The following is a 234-nucleotide window of genomic DNA, read 5'->3' as shown; positions in this document are numbered from 1 at the left end:
ATCGGTGTGGGCATGGCGGCAAAAGCGTGTCTTTAAGATTGGTCGTAACACCGACCTGGTGCTGGCGTTCCTGCCATTTGAAAAAGCTTTTTACGATCGCTATAACGTTCCCTGTCGTTTTATCGGTCACACCATGGCGGATGCCATGCCGCTGCAACCCGATAAGCTGGCTGCACGCCGTCATCTGGGCATTGCCGATGATGCGCTCTGCCTGGCCTTGCTGCCCGGCAGCCG

General features: G+C 56.8%; 1 pseudogene. It reads left to right on the top strand.

Features of this window, described 5'->3' with window-relative positions:
• Positions 1 to 234, top strand: a pseudogene (locus SB756_RS35610) (lipid-A-disaccharide synthase); the annotation flags it as partial.

Origin of the sequence: Pseudomonas sp. SIMBA_068 (genome assembly GCF_046534705.1) — a bacterium.
GTDB classification, from domain to species: Bacteria; Pseudomonadota; Gammaproteobacteria; order Pseudomonadales; family Pseudomonadaceae; genus Aquipseudomonas; species Aquipseudomonas putida.
This window is presented reverse-complemented; position numbering and strand designations above follow the sequence as displayed.